Raw genomic sequence first — 1,139 nt, 5'->3', positions numbered from 1 at the left:
TTCGACCTGTATCGGCCTTCCGAGGAGCACGACATGCTCCGGGAGTCGGTGCGTGCTCTCGCGGAGGCGAAGATCGTGCCGTTCGCCGCCGCGGTCGACGAGGAGAGCCGGTTCCCGCAGGAGGCCCTGGACGCGCTGGTCGCCAACGACCTGCACGCCGTGCACGTCCCGGAGGCCTACGGCGGCGCGGGCGCGGACGCGCTGGCCACGGTGATCGTGATCGAGGAGGTCGCGCGCGCGTGCGGCTCGTCCTCGCTGATCCCGGCGGTCAACAAGCTGGGCTCGCTGCCGGTGATCCTGTCCGGCTCGGAGGAGCTGAAGGCGAAGTACCTCGGCCCGCTGGCCAAGGGCGACGCGATGTTCTCCTACGCCCTGTCCGAGCCCGACGCGGGCTCCGACGCGGCCGGCATGAAGACCCGCGCGGTCCGCGACGGCGACTTCTGGGTCCTCAACGGCGTCAAGCGGTGGATCACCAACGCGGGCGTCTCCGAGTACTACACGGTGATGGCCGTCACCGACCCCGACAAGCGCTCCAAGGGCATCAGCGCCTTCGTCGTGGAGAAGTCCGACGAGGGCGTGTCCTTCGGCGCCCCGGAGAAGAAGCTCGGCATCAAGGGCTCCCCCACCCGCGAGGTCTACCTCGACAACGTCCGCATCCCCGCCGACCGCATGATCGGCGCCGAGGGCACCGGCTTCGCCACCGCGATGAAGACCCTCGACCACACCCGCATCACCATTGCCGCCCAGGCCATCGGCATCGCCCAGGGCGCCCTCGACTACGCCAAGGGCTACGTCACCGAGCGCAAGCAGTTCGGCAAGCCCATCGCCGACTTCCAGGGCGTGCAGTTCATGCTCGCCGACATGGCCATGAAGCTCGAAGCCGCCCGCCAGCTCACCTACGCCGCCGCCGCCAAGAGCGAACGCGTCGACGGCGACCTCACCTTCTTCGGCGCCGCGGCCAAGTGCTTCGCCTCCGACGTCGCCATGGAGGTCACCACCGACGCCGTCCAGCTCCTCGGCGGCTACGGCTACACCCGCGACTACCCCGTCGAGCGCATGATGCGCGACGCCAAGATCACCCAGATCTACGAAGGCACCAACCAGGTCCAGCGCATCGTCATGGCCCGCAACCTCCCGTA

General features: G+C 69.2%; 1 protein-coding gene. It reads left to right on the top strand.

Annotated elements, in window-relative coordinates; translation table 11 throughout:
• Positions 1-1,139: acyl-CoA dehydrogenase family protein (locus IO20_RS0134185; RefSeq protein WP_245685160.1), on the top strand; the 1,139-nt coding region annotated here is incomplete at both ends.

Source organism: Streptomyces exfoliatus (assembly GCF_000725545.1).
Classification (GTDB): Bacteria; Actinomycetota; Actinomycetes; order Streptomycetales; family Streptomycetaceae; genus Streptomyces; species Streptomyces exfoliatus.
This window is presented reverse-complemented; position numbering and strand designations above follow the sequence as displayed.